The organism is Bacillus sp. FSL H8-0547 (genome assembly GCA_038002745.1).
Taxonomy (GTDB): Bacteria; Bacillota; Bacilli; order Bacillales; family Bacillaceae; genus Bacillus_P.
This window is the reverse complement of sequence record JBBODD010000001.1, coordinates 3,645,100-3,663,638: the sequence shown is the minus strand read 5'-3', so window position 1 is coordinate 3,663,638 and position 18,539 is coordinate 3,645,100. Positions and strand designations below refer to the sequence as shown.

The following is an 18,539-nucleotide window of genomic DNA, read 5'->3' as shown; positions in this document are numbered from 1 at the left end:
CTAAGAGATAATAACGTTCCGGGAGTTTTTCTATGCTGAGAAAAATGATCATTTTGTTTGGATTATGCATGACACTGATGATCTGCACGCTTTTGGTTCTGCAGTGGGATGTAAAAAGCGGATATAAAGATTACACCAATGAACACGGCATGATTAAGACCCCCGTCTACCACGGGGATTTGACCCTGTTTCCCGAAGGTGACAGCCTATATAAATCACTCTTTCAAGATATTAAAGAAGCTCAAGACTACATTTATATTCATTTCTTTATCATTCGGGACGACCCTGTCAGCCTGAATTTTTTGTCCCTTCTTCAAAAAAAGGCCGAAAGCGGAACAGATGTTATGCTTTCAGTCGACCGTATCGGCGGAAAAGAGATCAAAAGAAAACTCATTAAACGTCTAGAAGCGAGCGGTGTGCACTTCACGTTCAGCAGAAAAAACGGCATCACTCATCCTTTTTACAGAATGAATCACCGGAATCACAGAAAGCTCGCCATCATTGACGGCAAGGTGTCTTATTTAGGCGGATTTAATATGGGAGAAGAGTATCTGGGCCAGGATAAACGCTTTGGATACTGGCGGGACTATCACCTGCGGATTGCCGGTGAAGGAGCGTATGAAGTGGAGGAACAATTTCTGAAGGACTGGGAAGAAGACACCGGGCAGAAAAGGCTTCCTGAAAAACATCAGCCTCTGCGAACGGACGGTTCTGAATATCAGCTGTTTTTCTCAACCGGAGGAGAATGGGAAAAAGAACTCCTGTCTTTAATAAGAAGTGCAAGAAAGCGGCTGGTTATTGCAACTCCCTATTTCATACCAAACAATGAGATGATGGATGCGCTTATTGATGCGCGGAAAAATGGCGTCAAAGTTGAGATCCTCGTCCCTGACCACACAGATGCATGGTTTACAAAGCCTCCTAGCTATCCAAAAACGGAAAAACTATTAAAACGCGGCGTTGATATTTATTTGTATACAAAAGGATTTTTTCATGGGAAAGTGATGCTGATTGATGGTGAAACGGCGAATATCAGCACAGCAAACTGGGATCCGCGGAGCTTTTATTTAAATGATGAAGCAAGCTGCCTGATCTATGACACAGAAGTCATCAAGACCATTTCAGCTGAAATTGAAGAGGATAAAAAAAACAGCCGGAAGCTGAATGAAGCGATTATAAAAGAAATTCCATCCTGGGAGCGTTCATTTATGAAGACCCCAGAATGGATTTATTATTATTTTTAAGCCGGAACACGTGATGGTTTTCTTTTTCCAAAAGCAAGCCCCGCAGCAGCTCCAAGTAATGCCGGAACAAGCCAGCCGATGCCTTCCCCGTAAAGCGGAAGGAAGCTCAGGGCAGGTGTCAGTGCTTCACTGAGGAACGTTTTATTTATCGTATCTGCCAGACTGAAAAGGCCGGTAAAAAGAACCGAAGTTGCATAAATGTATGGGCTGTTTTGGATGAAAGAATGAACCAATGCAAGAATAATCAGGACGATGGCGATTGGGTAAATCATGCCCAGTATCGGCACAGAAACCGTCAAAATCTGCGTTAGTCCAAGATTTGCAACGGCTGTACTTGCCAGACATAAAATCAATACCCAGACCTTATACGGCACTCTAGGCACAGCCCCTGCAAAAAACTGGCTGCACGATATAACAAGGCCAATGGATACGCAAAAACAAGCCAATGTAAAGACAAGCCCAAGGATGACGCTCCCGCTTGTACCGAAGAGGCTCGTCATAATGTTCGTCAGAATCTGGGCGCCGTTTTCAGATGTTCCAAGAGATGCGCTCGCTGCACCCATTGTGCCAAGAAGAATGTAGATAATGGTTAAAAGCAAGCCTGCTCCAATTCCTGCATACATCATATAACGGGACAGTGCTTTTTCATTTGTTACACCCTGTGATCTGATAGCAGTTGCAATTACAATTCCGAAAGCAAGCGCTGCAAGTGCGTCCATCGTCAAATATCCATCAAGAAACCCCTGAAAAGCAGGACTCGTTCCATAATTGCCTGATGCCTGCCCACTTTCTCCAATTGGTGTAATCAAAGACTTCACAAAAATAACCAGAATCAGCGTAAGCACAATTGGCGTAAGCAGTTTGCCGAATAAGTCTACAAGCTTAGACGGGGACATGCTGAGCCAATACACTAAGCCAAAAAAGACCGCTGTATAAATGAACAGCGCTGCAGGAGAACCCGCAGCCTCAGCGGGAAGAAAAGGCGCTGCCCCCATTTCAAAGGCCAGGCTCCCGGCTCTTGGAATCGCGAGTCCTGGTCCGATCGAAACGTAAATTATAAACGGAAAAATAAGAGCAAATACCGGATGGACCCTTGAATTTAATTCATGAAAGCTCCCTGCTTTAGCAACCGCGATAACCCCGAGAATCGGAAGACCAACCGCGGAAAGAATAAAGCCTGCAAGAGAAGGCCAGAGATTGTCCCCTGCTGCCTGTCCGAGAAAAGCCGGGAAGATTAAGTTCCCTGCTCCAAAAAACATGGAAAAGAGCATAAGACTGATTAACATGATCTGTTTTGACGAAAATTCCTTTGCCATACAAAAACTCCTTTAGAATGAAGGTTCTATGATGAAAATAATAGTTCAAAGTATAACAGCTAAAAAATTGATTGACTAGTTCCTTTTTTCAGCATTTTTAAGCACGTTTTTTTAAACCCTGTTCTAAAGGCAATGAATGCGTTTACCAACCATTTATTAATTTTTTTCAAGAAGAAAAGACAATACATCATCGTATTGTCTCATTTGAATGGAACCGTTATTTTCTGAGCTTTGCTCTCTGTTTTCTGTTCGGCATTCAGCACATCGCTTGTCAGCAGCGTGACACCTTTAACAGGCTCTTCGGAATGTTCCAGAATAAATCCGATGTTACCCTTTTTTGTTTGATTCGCGCCCAGTTCTCCGTTCAAATCCTCAAGGTAAATATCTGATTCCCAGTCAATTCGCTGGCCATTGTCTGTCTCTAGCATAGCAACAGGAGAGAAGTAGACGGGCTGATCTGACGTGTTTTTCACCTCTACCTCAGCTTTGATGATGTCAAACGTTTCTTCATGGGTGAATGTGTGAAAAAAATCAATCATGCTGTAGGCAGGTGTATGCTCGATCATTTTCACATCTTTTATCGTCAGTTCTACATCCCCTGCTTTGTAGGTTTGATTCAGGCTGCTGATGGCTTTCAGCTCAGCTGCGCCTTTGTCATCTTTCAAGGTTTGACCCGGTTCAAGGAGTGAACGGTCATCCGTTATCTGGGGATTTGGCACGTAGCTGTCTTCAGTGGCATTTTGATTTGAGGGTGATGATGCGGATGTTTCAGTCTTCTGTTCCTGTTTCTTCTCATTTTGGTCAGGTTCTGTCGCCTGTGCAGAACAAGCAGAAAGTACGATTGTCAAAGATAGCATAAGCCATGCATGTTTCATCATGTTGTCCCCTTTCTCTATTTGCCAATCTGCCGGCATGATCACAGACTCCGCCGCTTTCGCAGCAGAGTCATGATACAGCCTGGTTATTTCTTTTTGCTTTTTTCTAATATATCAAAGATGATTTCTGCGTGATCTGTGTTGTCTTTATGACCTGCGAACAATTCTTTCCCTGGTCCGTAAGCAAAGACAGGAACGTCTTCACCTGTATGTCCGTCTGTTGTCCAGCCAGTATTGGAGCGCTTATTAAAGATGGCTTCTATCGCATTATCAACACGGAGAATTCCTTTATCTTTGTCTGCTTTGCCTTTTTCTGCTGCATCTTTGACAGAATTGATTTCTTCAGCCGTTAATTCAAGATCGATATACTGCTTTAACGTTTTTTCAGGATCTGCGCCTTCTTCAACGATTTGGGCTGCCATAAAGTCAGGTGTGCGCTTTGCAGCTTTGATCGGCTCTCCAAACCAGTTGTAATCGCCGTCAGCTCCTATTGAATAACCGCCTGTTGAATGGTCTGCAGTAGCCACAACAAGTGTATGCTTGTCCTTTTTGGCAAATTCAATCGCTGCTTTGTAGGCTTTTTCAAAATCCTGCATTTCACTCATAGCTCCTACAATATCGTTGTCATGTCCAGCCCAGTCAACCTGGCTTCCCTCGACCATCAGGAAAAACCCGTCTTTATCTTGATTCAGTCTTGAAAGAGCTGAACTTGTCATGTCTTCAAGAGAAGGTGTTTCTTTTTCGCGGTCAATCATTTTTGGAAGGCCTCCATCAGCAAACAATCCAAGAACCTGCTGATTTTTATCCTTCATCATTTCTTCTTTGGATGTCACATAGCTGTACCCGTCTTTCTGGAATTCTTCTGCAAGATTGCGGTCAGCTCGCTCAAAATTGCTTAAGCCTCCGCCCAGCATGACATCCACTTTATGTTTGCCGTTGATCAGTTCATCGTAATAATCATCTGCAATAGCGTTCATGTTTTTTCGGTTCATATCATGTGCACCGAATGAAGCAGGTGTAGCATGAGTGATTTCCGACGTAGCAACAAGACCTGTCGCCTTTCCTTTTTCTTTTGCCGATTCTAAAACGGTTTTAAGCTCTGTACCGTCATTGTCTACGCCAATTGCAGCGTTGAATGTCTTGTATCCTGTTGACATCGCAGTTGCAGCCGATGCTGAATCTGTTACATTTTCCTTAGGATCTTCAGGGTAGGTCATTTGATTGCCGACAAGGTGCTGATCAAATTCTGTACGCTCAGCCTGCGGTGTAGAAGGGTCGTCTTTTAGATAGCGGTATGCTGATGTATAGGATACGCCCATTCCGTCTCCGACCAGGAAAATAACGTTTTTTATTTCATTCGGTTTTTTTCCAGCAGCTTCCGCTTCACTTGCCTTAGCATTTGGAAAATTTCCAATGACACTTGCCGCAACTACAGCTGAAAGTACTGCAACCGGAACAGCAATTTTTCCAATCTTCCTATTAAACAATCAAAAAACCTCCAATAGAATGTTTTGTTTACAAGTACTAGTCTATGGGATGAGTTTTAAGGAAGTTTTGAGAGATTGTAAAGTATGTCTGTCCGTTGTTTACAGTTTTTTTACAACAAATAAATACAAAACGGTTGCATAATTAATCTTTTATTATAGTTTGTGGTGGAGCTGACCGGCTTCTGAATACCAGATAAAGAAGTCCTCCCCCCGAAACTGTGCAAATGATGGCACCAATCGAAAGAAAGAGTGCCGCTATGCCAAATTGGGACGCACATGCCGTACCGTAAATAATTCCAAGCGGCGCAGCTGCCTTTGTCAGGAGGAACCTGACTGAGAAAACCTGCCCAAGAATGGACTGCGGCACAAGCTTTTGATAAAGCGTAGTGCTGTAAACATTCCAAAACGGCATAGCTGCACCTGCTGCGACTTCAATGACCATCGCCGCTGCCAGTGACTCTGCAGCACCAAGTGCCAAGTAAGTAGAGCCTCCGATAAACAGTGCCAGCATCATGATTTGATAGATGGAGGTTTCCTTTACTTTTATCCTGGACGCCGCAAAACTGCCGGCTATGTAACCAAGGGGAAAAGAAGCGTCAAACAGGCCATACTCAAAAGATGACCCTCCCAGAACTTCTGCGACAAATGGAATATACATGGTCTGGGCAGCAAACACGCCAAAGCTAGTGATGGAAACAAGCCCTCCGAGGAACAGGAGTATTTTATGTTTCCGGTAAATGAGCGTGCCTTCTTTGAATTTCTTTATCCATGGTGCTTTATTCTCAAATTCTGCAGGCTTTTCTCTTAAGAACCCTATCATGATAAAGGAAACAGAAAATACACTGACAACAAGAATAAGAGAACTTTTATCATTTAAAACAGATACCAGAAACCCTGATGCGGGAAGCGCCAAGAACCTCATGAATTGCACGCCGCCTGAAATTCCTGCATTTACTTTTACCAAATCCTCCTTTTGCACAAGCTTTGGAACAAGGGCTGCAGCAGCAGGATCATATGCAGTAATGGAGGTTAAGAAAGCAGCCGCATATAGCAGGGCCTCTTCATTGAATCCTGCTGAAATTAAAATCAGAAGCATCAAGTATACGGAAGCTCTCAACGCCTCTGAGCCTCTCATTACTGATGTTCTTTTAAACCGGTCTATATAGGGTCCGGCTATAAACTGAACGATCAGCTGGCCCGAAATACTGACGAGCCACAAGGTTCCCATCGCAAGCTTTGAACCGGTCTCTTCATATAAAATCCACGACAGGAGGAACGTTCCGAACGTACTTGCATAGACCGACAGAAGCTGATTATAAAAAAGCAGCTTGACCGGTTTCATGTTTCCTTGTGCAGAAAAGTGAAGATTTCCTTTTCTATCCCTTTAATTGAGTCTTCAGCTGCTTTATAAACACTGCCTTTTACGTGAACAAGTCCAGCTGCTTTCAAGAGGGTCAAATGATGATGGACGGTCGTTTTCCCCATTCCGACAAGAGCTGTCACTTCTTTTAAAGTCAGCTCTTTCTTAACAAGAAGCTTGAGGATCCTGAGCCTTTTTTCATCCCCAATTGCTTTAAGCTTCTGCACAAGCTGTCCTGACGGTTCAAAAGGATCCGTGCTCTTCATCAAACTGCTGTCGCTTACAGGATAGTAAAAAACTTTTGCAGCAGGCAGGTCTGCCTGTATCGTCCAGGGTCTGTAAGCCACGTGAGGAATTAAGATCACATCGGCAATCCCCTGTTCGGGTTTATAATCAATTCCAGCAGCTTTCAGGACCGTTTTATGAGGACTTTCCAATTGGCTGATGCGCCTCTTTTCAAAAACATCCCGTTCCAGAACACCACTGGTCCATTCTTTTTTAGGGAGAATGACTTCGTTATACCACCCATCCAATAGCGCATGAAGATGTTTTAGCAGTTCAGCTTGCCTGCTGCTGCATACAAAATGAATCATTTGCGGAAAAAAGGCATGTCCCTTGCAGGCCAGAACCAAATCATTTTCAGCTTCCTTATCCCCTTTAGAAGCTGCGAGACGGTTATTTTCCTGCATGATATCCACAAAAGGCAGTGCGTAATACTTAAGCTCACTCTCTGAAAGTGACCTTAAAAACTGATAAAATTCACCGGGACTTGAGAAATCCTTAACATGAAGCAACTGAAGCAGCATTTTCCACGTGTTGTGCTCGTGGCAGTAGTCCAGCTCTGCTGTCAGTTCAATCGAAAGGCTTTTCTTGAGCTCATCCAGTTCCACCCTCTTCATTTCAAGCTGATCATGAAGCTTTGGATAGGTAATCATGGCGATGCCAAGAGCACTTTCAAACAGCAATGATGTTTTAATCTGAACACCGTATGATGACCGTTCAAATGAAGTATTCAACAGATTCATATTTTTTCCAACTCCTTTCTTATCATTCTAAATAATTTGAATGTATAATTCAATATATTTCGAATAAATCCCTTGCGAAAAAAAGTGATAATACACCTTTTACTGCAGATTGGCGGGCTTTTTGACTTTCTTTGTCTCTTTCACTCGAATGGAAATTCTTCTCCTGTTAAATAGACGCAAGTATGTTACACTGAAGTCAGGTCACATGAGATCGGAGGAAATCATCATGACTATCAGTGTCTTTATGGATGATTACCGGACCTGCCCCAGCGGATATGTTTTGGCGGAAGATATAGACCAATGCATTGCGCTTTTAGAAACTAATCGCGTAGACCATCTGTCCCTTGATCACGATCTGGTCAGCAAGACCAGAAACGGGCTCATGCTGGTACATTACATGGTCAGGCATCATCTTTATGCAAACCGCATTACCATCCACTCGGCCAATGCAGCCGGAAGCAAGGCGATGTACAGGTATTTTAAACAGGCACAGGAAGACTTCGAAATGCCAAAATCAATAAAAGTGATTCTCAAACCAATGCCTCTCCATGCTTCGGATAGAAAAATGCGATAACATACTAAATTATTGAGGGACCCTCCGGGGTGCCTCTTTTGTTTTGTCTTAAGAAAGCTTCCAGCTGCCTTTTTGATAGAAAGGTGCACTGTTCGAAGAAGGTTTTGGGCATTGAATGGTTGAAAACGAGGATCGTAGGCAGCACCGGGGTCGATACTTGCCATATAGGGAGGAATGCTTGCAGAAATGCCTCTTTTACTTGAAAAAGAGAATTCGTTCCTTGCCGGAAACAGATGTTTACTTAAAAATTCCCATCTGCCTCCTAAGAGAAAGAGTCCACTTTCTGTAAATGTGCACTCCTCGCAGAAGGTTTTGCGCATTCAACGCTTTAAAACAAACCGTAAGCGCTCCATAAAAAAAGACTGCCATCAGCAGTCCTTCCAAAGCTTATTTCTTCTTTTGCTGGCTTTTTGCACGGTTGCTGTCAAGCTCAGCAGCATATTCTTCCTGCGTTTTTCCTTGTTTCTGGCTTTCTGACTCAATCTTTCTGAACTTATTGTCATTGCGGTTTGGCATGTGTCTCCACCTCCCCTCTAAAGAGTATGATGCTCATACTCCTTGGTAGAGATTCATTAAAATATCCCCTTGTTGATTGTATCCTTCTTATGTAAACCAATTTGTTGAAAGTGATAGATTTAACTTTTCTTGGCAACTAGTTTGTTTCTTTCTAATATGATTATTTGGAACATAGTTTTTTTAGTTCATTATTTTGAACTTTGTGTTTTAAATCAGCATTCAAGTTTTTAGAGAATGTTTTCGTTAGAACAGAGTTTATTTAAAGTAACAGGCCTTCAATTTGAATAGAATTCACTCTATTTGCTTTTAGAACATATATTAATTTGAAAAAATCCGCACTGCAGCTATGCATATTTTCCCAATAAAAAAATTCCAGTTTCTTCAACTGGAATTTTTTCGCACGATCGATTTATTCTTTTCTTTAAATTACCTGGATTCGAAACCTATAAGATCTTTTCGCCGATATACACTCAGCACGATGCCGGTTAGAGCTGAATTTAAAAGGACAGGCATCAGTCCATAGCTGATAAACGGAAGAGACATTGTCATCAATGGAAGGAGCCCTAAAGCCATACCAATATTGACGGCAACCTGCATCGTAAAAAGTGAGATTGCTCCTGCAAACAGCAATCTTCCAAATGAATGTTTCATCCTCGGCACATAAACCGCAAGACGGAAGCTGAAAAGGAAGAGCAGGATGACAATTGCGCCGGCAACCAGCCAGCCGAAGCTTGCTGTAATGGAAACAAAGACAAGATTTGTCAGTGAATCACCCATTAGAAATTCATTTTGCGGCTGACCAAACCAGCCTGCATCCCGAATCAAGTCTCTGATATAAAGGATGGGAAAACCTCCTTCATGTGAATGCTTTTCCGGATTAAGAAAAGCGTCAAGACGACTTTTTCGTTCAGGTGATGAGAAGACAAATACGGAAAAAAGTAAAAGGCCTGCGAGAACACTCCCCGCTGTCAATAATGATAGTATGACTTTTTTTGAAAACTTGCTGAAGCAAATCATTGCACTGACCATGACCGTATATAATACAGCGGTTGATACAGCAGGCAGCTGGGCAAAAAGAAGTATTGGCACGATATACAAAAGAATGGCTTGCCAAACTTTTAATCTGAGGTTATTCAGAAAAGACGCCCACCCCACTAAAAGAAATGGGATGCTTATAAGACTTTCCAAATTGAAGAAACCAATCTGTATGGATAAACTCCCATTAATAATTTGGTTTGCAAAAGGTGGTATCACAAGTAAAAAACCTATTCCCAGTATGTAAAAAACCCAGCCAACCCTTTCCAATCTGCGGTAGTCGACCATCATAAACGCGAATAGAGTGATTGCTCCGATTATAGAGATCAGGATTTTATTAATAAGCATAACCTGCTCTCCAATAAAAACCGGAAGGAATCCTGCTCCCATACAAAATGTGAATAAAAGAATCAGGACCCAATCTGTTTTTGGCCGGTGAATTTTATTCATATCTTTTCCGATTCCTACAGGATTCCCCATTTGAGCAATTGCTTTTGTTTCTGCTTCATCTGCGGTGAGACCATTCTTCACCCAGTCTTCCTTTATGCTTTCTATATGAGCATTTAATTCCATTTCAACCATCATTCTAGCATCTTTTGACTTTATTTGTTCTTTTACTTTACTAAGGTAAGAATCCCTTGTCTCTATCATATTTTTATCCCTCCAATAGTTCACTGAGGGAAATTTCAGTACCTGCGGCTTTTCTTTCTTCACGCTTTAATATCTTCTTTCCCCGGGAAGTAATCACATAAAATTTTGATTGGTTTCCATGCCAGGACGCCTGAATCCATTCTTTTTTTTCAAGCTCGTGAAGAAAGGTGTAGATGGCTCCCTCATTTTCATCAAAAACAGAATTGCCTCTTGCTCTTAGAAGAACGCTCAGTTCATACCCTGTTTTCTCATGAATCAGAAGCTGCAGAACATCTTTCAGGAGACAGGATGGTGATTTCTCCTGTTTGCTGATGCGTTTCCATACGCCTGCTCTGTGTTTTTCTGTAAACGTCAATTTGTCAAAATTCTGGTTCCCGGAACTTTTACTCAGCTTTCTTAATTGTTCTTCCACCTACAATTCCTCCTTCAGGCCCGCTTTTAAAAGCTGTTTTGAACGTCGCATTCTTGTTTTTACCGTGCCTGGCGCACAGCTTGTTATCCTGGCGATTTCATCTATGGAAAGCTCTTCAAAATAATAAAGATAGATGACCTCCCGGTAATTTACAGGAAGGTTCATTACAGCAGAAAAGAGCTCAGACTCTTCTTCTTTTTTTATGACGGCGTATTCTGTTTCCTCACTTGAAGGTGCATCTGTCCAGTGATCATTTGACGGAGTTATATGTTTATAATCCCAGCTCTTTAAATAATCCTTGCACTTATTGATTGCAATCCTCCATAACCATGTTCTAAGCTTCGATTTTCCGTTATATGTATGAAGCGACCTGTAGCATTTGACAAATATGTCCTGAGTCAGGTCTTCAGCTGTCTGCTGATTTCGGACATAAGTGTACACAAGCTTTAGAATTTCAGTTCCGTATTCATGCATGATTTCATCTATGAGAGTTTCATAATCTTTTGCTTCTATGAAATCTGCTGCCCAATCTTCCATTTATCCCCCTCCTTTCCTTTACTTAGACGATTTTGGATGCGAGTTGGTTTTTGACCATGTAAAAATAGTAGCCGCATTTGCCTGAAACCGAAAAAAATGCTCAGCTGCCTCGCTGAGCATTCAATTACTCTTTCAAAAAATATTTGAAATCAAACGGCTTTGGCCTTTTTTGGCTTACCCCTTTTCATTTCCCCGTTTAAAATTCCCTGTTATTTTAGCCATGATCAGCTGCTTTGCTTTTTCATCTGCTGCAGCCTCCACCTTTTTCAGGAATTGCTCTGCTTCTTTTCCTTTTAAGGTTTTTACCTGCTTGTGAAAATAGTTTATAAACACGCTGCCGTTTTTCGTGCTGCTGCAGCTGAATGGGAGTTTATCCAGCTGATTGTGCTTGTCAACACCGGTTTGCTTTTTTTCACTCATGAAAACACCCCCTCGTCCCTGATAAAAAACACGCCATTTGACATGACGTGTTTGTTTAGCTATCCAATCTTATTGATTTCTTCCACAAGGATGCCGATCGCATCTTTTTTATTCAGTCTGTTCATCGTATCTTTCATGTCCACTTTGTTTGTTTTCAGATCGGCCAGATGGGTAAGAAGAGATTCCTCTGTCAGGTTTTCTTCTTCGAGCATCATCGCATAGCCTTTTTTCTCAAACGATTTGGCGTTCATGATCTGGTCTCCTCTGCTCTGGCTTCTTGTCAGCGGGATGATCAGCATCGGTATTTTCAGTGCCAAAAACTCAAAGATTGAGTTAGAGCCGCCTCTTGTGATGACGTAGTCAGTGGCTGCAAGATAGTGGGAAAGCTCGCCGTGAACATATTCAAACTGTCTGTAATCCTTGTTGCCGATAAGGGATTCGTCCACGTTTCCTTTTCCGCAAAGATGGATGATCTGATAGTCTTTCAGCTTCGGCAGTGCCGATCTTACCGTTTCATTGATTTTCCTCGCACCGAGACTTCCGCCCATAATTGTGAGAACCGGTCTTCTTCCATCAAAACCGAGAAGTTCTCTTCCCTTAATTGGTGATCCCTTTAACATTTCGCGGCGGATAGGTGAGCCGATTGAAACGGTTTTTTCTTTAGGGAAATAGGCCAGTGTTTCTTCAAATGATGTGAAAATTTTTGTCGCAAAGCGCTGGGCAATTTTATTGGCAAGTCCGGGGGTCATATCACTTTCGTGGATGAAAACCGGGATGTTGAGAGATTTCGCTGCAATAATGACCGGAACGGTAACAAAGCCGCCTTTAGAAAAGACAACTGACGGCTTCAGCTTTTTTAAAACTCTTCTGGCATCAAGGCAGCCCTTCATAACCCGGAAGATGTCCTTCACGTTTTCAAGATCAATGTAGCGTCTTAATTTCCCGCTCGAAATGCCGTGATACGGAATCTGGATATTTTCAATCAGTTCTTTCTCGATTCCTTTTTTTGAACCAATGTACTGGATGTCCCAGGCACTGCGGTCAAGCTCATCAATGATAGCCATATTCGGTGTCACGTGGCCTGCAGAGCCGCCTCCTGTAAAGACAATCGTTTTTTTCATCAGGCGTAAGCCCTCCTTCAAATTCTGAATTGCGCTAAAAAAGCTAGAAATTCTTTTTGTTTTTTATGAACGTCTTTCATAATGGCATATGTACAAGCTTCAGGCAATGGAAGAAATGGACAGTCCACTTCAAGCAGTCTTCCTTCAAGCAATTCTCTGCGCACCGTTGAGGCAGGAAGAAAGGAAACGCCAAGCCCTTCTGCGATAAAACGTTTTGTGATGTGGATCTGAGTGACTTCCATCATCCGTACTCCGGGAAATATCATGTTAACGGCTCGGCACAGAGAATCCTAGTATACAGGATGATTATGTGTGAGAAGGTAATTTGATGTCAAGAGCTCTTCCGGGTCAAGCGGCAGCGCATTCTCTGAATCCGCACCGTCATGAGGAGCTGCAAGAATAACCCTGTCTCTGTAAAGGATCTGCGAAGTGATTTCACTGTGATAGCTGTCCATGCAGAACAGGCCAAGATCTGCGCTCTCACTCAGCACTGCATGTTCAATTTCTGCCGATTCTACTATTTTAACGGAAATTTCGACCTGTGGATACGTGGAAGTATATCTTTTTAATACAAACGGCAGAATCGTATCTGCAATCAAGGGAGATATCGCAAGTGAAAGGTGTGAAGTATATCAGTTAAGCTTGAGGATACCCTCCTGATAAACAGCGGGGAGATATTCATGATTTATCATGGTTTAAAAGGAGTAACGGCAGCTGAAACACGCATCAGCTTTCTCTGCCAGGGTCACGGCATCAACGATGTCAGACTTCCATTCAGCCGTAACATCTGCAATCGGCACGATGAAAGGGCCTCTTCACGGAGGAGCGCCTTCTGAGGTTCTATCCTTTTTGGCTGAAGCGGCAAATAGCAGCGATATTGAAGAATTAATCAGGCAGAAAGTGTGCAGAGGAGAACGGTTAATGGGGTTTGGGCACAGAGGCTATAAAACCCGGGATCCCCGGGCAAAAGCACTGAAAGCGGTTTTGCTTTCAGAAGCGGGAGATGATGAATGGCTGAATCTTTCTTTGAAAGTGGAGGAAGCATCGATAAACATTCTGTCGGAGCTGAAACCAGGAAGAGCGTTATATACAAATGTTGAATTTTATGCTGCAGCCATCATGAAATCCATGAACATGAGCGCTGACCTTTTTACGCCGGTCTTCACTGCTGCCCGGATGACCGGCTGGACTGCCCATATTCTTGAGCAGGCAGACAACAACACTTTGTTGAGACCGGAAGCGCAGATGTTGGTCTTTGGAGTGTGCCGAACGGGCAATCTTCACCCTAATTCTGAAGTTCTATTGGAAAATAGCTTCCTCTTCTTCTGGAAGCTTTTTATAAAAATCATCAATAAGAGGATAGAGATCAGGCTCTGTTTGATAATAGGTTCCATCTACTTCATTTAAAGAGAAATGAAACGTTTGTGTTTCGCCTTCAAAGAATGCAATGGCATACCTGAATCCTGAGCGGTCCTCCTGATTCTCTTCTTGAATGAAGGTGACATTTTGCATCCTGTTCATCAATTCTTTTATCTCTTTTTGATCGCTGATTGTTTTTCTATATCCTGAACTGCCGTCCGTGATGACGGCTTTTGTTACTTCATCCAGTGTACCTGAATAAAATTCGCTCAGATATTTTGGCTCCATAGAACAGCCGGATAGAATTAAAACAATTGCCAATAAGAGTTTCTTCATAAAAATCCCCCTTAAACATATGACGTTTTTAAGAAGGATATCGTTACAAATTAGCAGGCAGAAAATATATAATTCTTATTTCCATAGTTCCGGGTGACGTTCGTCAGCGCCCTCTCCCAGAGCCCTTTAAGTAACGGAGAATTTTTTTTATAGTAAGCATGAGGATTCTCCTTTGCTCCTTATTCTCCTAAACAATACCATACATTCAGCTTTTATGGTCAGTTGGAATGCAAAAAAGACGCGCCTTTTCGTGGAGGCGCGCCATTCACATGTTATTTTGCAGCAAGCAGGTCTGAAATAAGGATATAACGCTCAGGTGCTGGCCCCGCGAAGGCAAACGGATAGCAGGTTGAAAGCGTAAGGACTGCTTTTGGTTTCGGCACAATGACGGTGCGGTCATCTTTGTCAACAATCCGGACCTGCCTCACTTTATAAGTGAATTCTCCTGCAGATGTGGTCACAATGAGAAGATCCCCTTTTCCAAATTCTCCGAGATTTCGAAAGACAGTGTCCCTGTGGCCGGATAGAACAGAGTTGTCCTTTTCACCAGGCAGTACACTTCCGGCGTAGTGACCGACTCCCTGTTCTAATTCTTCTTCAGCCGTTCCGTGGTAAATGGGGAGGTTTGCTTCAAGCTTTGGAATGGAAAGATTACCTATTTGCTCGCCTGCTTCAGGTCTTTTGGGATAGAGAAGATCCTCAGCTGCAGCTGTCTGTTTTTCAGCTTTGTTTTTCGGGAAATTCTCTGCCTTTGGTTCTAAACTGGTTCTATAAAGAAAATACCCCTTTGCCATGGTGCCGGCATTTGTTGTCATAAGCCATATTCCGCTGCTTATTAGAAGAGCAGAAACAAGCAGGAAGAGATTTCTTTTTTTCATGACTGCCTGGATTGCATGTTGTATTTGCGTAAAAACCAGCTTCCTGCAAGAATCAGCACCATACCTGCAAGTACGTATCCTGCAGCACCGGTTGAGGTTTCAGGGAGCTCTCCGCCTTTTACGGTCTTGCTTATTGGCTTGTTTTCACTGACAGGTTTTGAATATGCTGGATGTTCATTTACGATTTGATTGGCTTTCATTAAATCTCCCCCTGTTTCCTGAATCAAATCTGAACCAAACATTTCAGCCGTTACAAGAATATCTGCCAGTAACTCCTCCTGCAGGTTTGAAAGTTTAATAAGCAGACGGGAGCCTTTCTCTACATTAACTGTAAGAATGCTTTTTAAAGATACCGGCTTCATGTTGCCGTCCTTCACTATATAATAATCTGTATTGATCTGCAGAAGATCAAGCATGCTTTTAAAAATGTCCAGAAGCTCCGCCATTTGCTCAGCCGACAGATCGTTCAATGACTCAAACTCTTCAAATTCCATCATTCTCTCGCTGAGCTCAATCATTTCCTCTTCAATCACAGGATCATCAAGTTCCAACGTAGAAAGAAAGTTGAAAATCGCTTCTATCTCTTCATGGGTCAACCCTATTTCAGAAAACAGATCCGAAATGGCATCCTCCGCTTCGGAACCGTTAATATAAAAATCAAGCGAATAATCAAGATCTTCAATGTACTCATAGTGTTCGATTGAGTCATCATGTTCTCTTAAAAACTGCTCAAGTTCTTCTCTTGATTGGAATCCGTAAACGCCCAGAAGTTCTGCCAGATTCTTCTCATCTATAGGCGTTCCTTCCCATCCATTCATGTAAAAATCAACATACATGTCCACATCTTCAGCAAAAATAAGATACGTCCCTTCCAGAACATCCTGCCCCTCTTCGATGTCACCGTTTTCACTAAGCAGCTCGTTCAGCTGCCCGCGGGTCAATTCATATGTATCCATCATTTCCAAAATTGATTCTACAGTAAGAGGTGTCCCCAATTCATCAGCCGATTCAAAATCAGCAAATGACCACCCTTTGCCTTCAAGATAGTTTAAGTAGTCCTTTTTCTCCCATCCGATCTCTTTCAAATGCGCTTCGAAATCAGGTTCATCCGGTTCTATCGCAAATGCTCCTGCCGGCACCAGAAAAAAGCTTGCAGCTATAGTCAATAAGAACGATAATATGAGTTTCATGGCTTCTTCCCCAGTCCTAGTAAAATAGTATGAGATCAACTAGAATAGTATAATCTCAGCAGATGAAAAAGAGTATCTGTATAATTTCCCTTAACTGGTTGCTTTTTCATGTTACATGGACTTCTTGTGACTTTTTTCACCTGTAATTCACGAACTCTGTTTTATAGGGATGCATTTTCACTGCCCTCTAATACTGAAAAGAGGGGTTGGTAGTAATATTAGGAAAGTTGGTAGTTATGCAATGATTGTTCGTAGTAAATCGAATGAAGCTGGATGTATTCGTCGGATTACCGGTAGTAACGCACCCTGCCCGGATGTGCGGATTCGTGCCGTCACGAATTTAGTTGACTTACATAATCCAGGACCGCAAATTAACTGACAAATGCTCAGGATCTTGCTAGAAAAAGAGGTATTTATGTCTTAAAAAGGGGGTTGGTAGTAAAACAAGGAAAGTTGGTTGTAACGCATGGATTGTTGGTAGTAAACCGAATGAAGCTGGATGTATTCTTCGGATTGTCGGTAGTAACACACCCTGACCGGATGAGCGGATCCGTGCCGTCACGGATTTAGTTGACTTATATAGTCGAGGACCGTAAATCAACTGACGAATGCTCAGGATCTTGCTAGAAAAAGAGGTATTTGTGTGTTAAATGGGGAGGTGGTAGTAAAAAAAGGAAAGTTGGTTGTAGCGCAAGAATTGTTGGTTGTAATTCGATTGAAGCTGGATGTATTCGCCGGATTGTCGGTAGTAACGAACCCCGCCAGGATAAGCGCATCCGTGCCGTTACGGATTTAGTTGACTTACATAGTCCAGGACCGCAAATTAACTGACGAATGCCCAGGACCTTGCTAGAAAAAGAGGTATTTATCAACGAATCTACGAAAAAAATGTCATTCCCGAGAATCGCGCCTCCCTACAATCTGTATACTGCGGCTTGCAAAGGTTTACACAATCACACCTCCCTGCCCTTGCTTTCCCAAAACACCGCAGAAAAAAGCAACCCAATTCTTCAGGACTGCCGAATGTGCATCATTCATTTTTTGGCGTCTTATACGATTTCGGAAGCTTGTACCCGCGATCTTCCATGACGCTCCGCAAACGGTCAGGATAGTCTGTAATCATCCCGTCCACACCGTCTTCAATGAGTTTGTTCATTGTGGGAAAGTCATTTACTGTCCAAGGAATAACCTGCATTCCTGCATTGTGTGCACGATCCACCATTTCTTTTGTCACATAGGGTTCATACCCATCCTCTGTAACAGCTCCGTTCTGCGGAAAGCCGTGCACAGGCGAGATGGCGTCTGCTCCAAATGATTTGGCTGCGGCTACAAGGTCTCCGTCAAAATCATCGATGTCAATGCCGCCGAGCCACGGCGAAGCCCCAGGCTGTCCGGGCTGCAGAAATTGAGGGCCGTTTGTCAGAGCCACGATCGGCAGGCTTGGCTCTACCTCGCGCATTCTCATGAGGGAGCCCCAGTCAAAGCTTTGAATCGTCACTCTGTCCAGCATATCCGCCTCGCGGACCTGTTTTGCCACAATCTGCACAAATTCTTCTCTTGGAGCGGTTTCATGAGGAGCTCCTGCCTCTACTTTTGTTTCAATGTTCATTTTTACTTTTTTTGCTTTATAGGAATCTACTAAATCAAACACTTCAGTAAGCAGCGGCATTTTCGCTCCGGGACTTGTTTGTTGACCCGGATATTGCGGTTTGGTCACTGAGCCGCAGTCCATTGTCCGTATTTGTTCAAGTGTCAGATCTTTTATGTATTTTCCCACATACGGAAATTCCGGATCACCGGGAAAAGCAGGTTCAGTATCGCGGCAGTTTCCGCCTGATATTTTTCGGTCATGAGTCACAACGGCCTGTTGATCCTCTGTGATTTGCACATCGAGCTCCAGCGTATTCACGCCAAGTTCTAAGGCGTGTGAAAATGACGCAATGGTCGATTCTACTGTCAGTCCCATTCCCCCGCGGTGAGCCTGGAGATCAAACTCTCTGTCCGCTGCCGAGGCACTGCTCTCTGGCATAACACCTGCAGAGGTTAAAAGCATGGCTGCAAGTGCTGTTTTTGTCCATCTTTTCATCGTATGTTCATCTCCTTCATCAGATTCACTTTCCAGTGTAATGATCAATTGTTAACGGCAGATAAAGGATTTAATAAGTTGCGTTAAAGAATGACGCCAAAAAAAGAAAGTGCTTCA

At 42.9% G+C, this 18,539-nt stretch carries 18 protein-coding genes and 1 pseudogene; 3 read left to right on the top strand and 16 right to left on the bottom strand.

What is annotated here, in order from left to right; all coding sequences use genetic code 11:
* Window positions 1–32 precede the first annotated feature (32 nt).
* Complete coding sequence (locus tag MHB63_18490) at window positions 33–1,244, top strand: phospholipase D-like domain-containing protein (GenBank protein MEK3808513.1); 1,212 nt, start codon at window positions 33–35, stop codon at window positions 1,242–1,244.
* Here MHB63_18490 and brnQ read toward each other — a convergent pair.
* The 5 genes from brnQ to MHB63_18465 form a co-directional block, all read right to left on the bottom strand.
* Window positions 1,241–2,560 (bottom strand): branched-chain amino acid transport system II carrier protein, encoded by a 1,320-nt coding sequence (brnQ, locus tag MHB63_18485; GenBank protein ID MEK3808512.1) that lies wholly within the window; start codon window positions 2,558–2,560, stop codon window positions 1,241–1,243. The two genes, MHB63_18490 and brnQ, sit on opposite strands and share 4 nt — an antisense overlap.
* Before the next feature lie 200 nt (window positions 2,561–2,760).
* Window positions 2,761–3,435 (bottom strand): DUF4352 domain-containing protein, encoded by a 675-nt coding sequence (locus MHB63_18480; GenBank protein MEK3808511.1) that lies wholly within the window; start codon window positions 3,433–3,435, stop codon window positions 2,761–2,763.
* Window positions 3,436–3,521: 86 nt separating this feature from the next.
* Window positions 3,522–4,922 (bottom strand): alkaline phosphatase, encoded by a 1,401-nt coding sequence (locus MHB63_18475; protein ID MEK3808510.1) that lies wholly within the window; start codon window positions 4,920–4,922, stop codon window positions 3,522–3,524.
* Window positions 4,923–5,064: 142 nt separating this feature from the next.
* The gene (locus MHB63_18470; GenBank protein MEK3808509.1) at window positions 5,065–6,264 is read right to left on the bottom strand and encodes an MFS transporter; all 1,200 of its coding nucleotides are present in this window, start codon (window positions 6,262–6,264) and stop codon (window positions 5,065–5,067) included.
* Entirely contained in the window at window positions 6,261–7,307 is a 1,047-nt protein-coding gene (locus tag MHB63_18465) for a metalloregulator ArsR/SmtB family transcription factor (protein MEK3808508.1), read from the bottom strand. Before MHB63_18465 ends, MHB63_18470 begins: the two co-directional genes overlap by 4 nt.
* Before the next feature lie 226 nt (window positions 7,308–7,533).
* Here MHB63_18465 and MHB63_18460 point away from each other — a divergent pair, with 226 nt between their 5' ends.
* Entirely contained in the window at window positions 7,534–7,881 is a 348-nt protein-coding gene (locus MHB63_18460) for a cyclic-phosphate processing receiver domain-containing protein (GenBank protein ID MEK3808507.1), read from the top strand.
* A gap of 387 nt (window positions 7,882–8,268) precedes the next feature.
* On the opposite strand, the gene MHB63_18455 is transcribed toward MHB63_18460, so the two are convergent.
* The 7 genes and pseudogenes from MHB63_18455 to MHB63_18425 all read right to left on the bottom strand — a co-directional run bounded on the left by MHB63_18455 (window position 8,269) and on the right by MHB63_18425 (window position 13,187).
* Window positions 8,269–8,397: a hypothetical protein gene (locus tag MHB63_18455; protein ID MEK3808506.1), complete on the bottom strand. Its 129-nt coding sequence runs from the start codon at window positions 8,395–8,397 to the stop codon at window positions 8,269–8,271.
* Window positions 8,398–8,823: 426 nt separating this feature from the next.
* Window positions 8,824–10,083, bottom strand: a complete 1,260-nt coding sequence (locus MHB63_18450; GenBank protein ID MEK3808505.1) for an FtsW/RodA/SpoVE family cell cycle protein — start codon at window positions 10,081–10,083, stop codon at window positions 8,824–8,826.
* A gap of 4 nt (window positions 10,084–10,087) precedes the next feature.
* On the bottom strand, window positions 10,088–10,495 hold the full coding sequence (locus MHB63_18445; GenBank protein ID MEK3808504.1) for a PadR family transcriptional regulator: 408 nt from the start codon (window positions 10,493–10,495) through the stop codon (window positions 10,088–10,090).
* Window positions 10,496–11,032, bottom strand: coding sequence for a sigma-70 family RNA polymerase sigma factor (locus MHB63_18440; GenBank protein MEK3808503.1), 537 nt, complete (start codon window positions 11,030–11,032; stop codon window positions 10,496–10,498). It abuts the gene before it with no gap.
* A gap of 174 nt (window positions 11,033–11,206) precedes the next feature.
* Window positions 11,207–11,452, bottom strand: a complete 246-nt coding sequence (locus MHB63_18435) for a hypothetical protein (GenBank protein ID MEK3808502.1) — start codon at window positions 11,450–11,452, stop codon at window positions 11,207–11,209.
* 59 nt (window positions 11,453–11,511) lie between these two features.
* Window positions 11,512–12,576, bottom strand: coding sequence for an undecaprenyldiphospho-muramoylpentapeptide beta-N-acetylglucosaminyltransferase (locus MHB63_18430; protein MEK3808501.1), 1,065 nt, complete (start codon window positions 12,574–12,576; stop codon window positions 11,512–11,514).
* Window positions 12,577–12,590: 14 nt separating this feature from the next.
* A pseudogene (locus MHB63_18425) lies at window positions 12,591–13,187 on the bottom strand (substrate-binding domain-containing protein).
* A 100-nt stretch (window positions 13,188–13,287) separates the two neighbouring features.
* Here MHB63_18425 and MHB63_18420 point away from each other — a divergent pair.
* The gene (locus tag MHB63_18420; GenBank protein MEK3808500.1) at window positions 13,288–13,980 is read left to right on the top strand and encodes a citrate/2-methylcitrate synthase; all 693 of its coding nucleotides are present in this window, start codon (window positions 13,288–13,290) and stop codon (window positions 13,978–13,980) included.
* Here MHB63_18420 and MHB63_18415 read toward each other — a convergent pair.
* The 4 genes from MHB63_18415 to MHB63_18400 form a co-directional block, all read right to left on the bottom strand.
* The gene (locus MHB63_18415; protein ID MEK3808499.1) at window positions 13,873–14,268 is read right to left on the bottom strand and encodes a hypothetical protein; all 396 of its coding nucleotides are present in this window, start codon (window positions 14,266–14,268) and stop codon (window positions 13,873–13,875) included. The genes MHB63_18420 and MHB63_18415 overlap by 108 nt on opposite strands.
* 272 nt (window positions 14,269–14,540) lie before the next feature.
* Window positions 14,541–15,146, bottom strand: a complete 606-nt coding sequence (locus MHB63_18410) for a class D sortase (GenBank protein MEK3808498.1) — start codon at window positions 15,144–15,146, stop codon at window positions 14,541–14,543.
* On the bottom strand, window positions 15,143–16,336 hold the full coding sequence (locus MHB63_18405; GenBank protein MEK3808497.1) for a processed acidic surface protein: 1,194 nt from the start codon (window positions 16,334–16,336) through the stop codon (window positions 15,143–15,145). The genes MHB63_18410 and MHB63_18405 overlap by 4 nt, the downstream gene beginning before the upstream one ends.
* Before the next feature lie 1,030 nt (window positions 16,337–17,366).
* Window positions 17,367–18,422 (bottom strand): glycerophosphodiester phosphodiesterase, encoded by a 1,056-nt coding sequence (locus MHB63_18400; protein MEK3808496.1) that lies wholly within the window; start codon window positions 18,420–18,422, stop codon window positions 17,367–17,369.
* Window positions 18,423–18,539: the final 117 nt, after the last annotated feature.